1 pseudogene is annotated in these 255 nt (G+C 66.7%); it reads left to right on the forward strand.

From position 1 onward, the window contains the following. A pseudogene (gene tuf / locus GGC30_RS16795) lies at positions 1-255 on the forward strand (elongation factor Tu); the annotation flags it as partial.

The raw sequence follows: 255 nt of genomic DNA on the forward strand, positions 1-255 counted from the left end.
GCGAGCTGCTGAGCTCGTACCAGTTCCCCGGCGACGACATTCCGATCACCAAGGGTTCGGCCAAGGCCGCGACCGACGGCGTGAACCCGGAAATCGGCGAACAGCGCGTTCTGGCCCTGATGGAAACGGTCGACGCCTACATCCCGCAGCCGGAGCGTCCGGTCGACCTGCCGTTCCTGATGCCGGTCGAAGACGTGTTCTCGATCTCGGGCCGCGGCACCGTGGTCACGGGCCGCGTCGAGAAGGGCATCGTCA

Origin of the sequence: Brevundimonas sp. SPF441, assembly GCF_009661015.1 — a bacterium.
In the GTDB taxonomy this organism is placed as follows: Bacteria; Pseudomonadota; Alphaproteobacteria; order Caulobacterales; family Caulobacteraceae; genus Brevundimonas; species Brevundimonas vesicularis.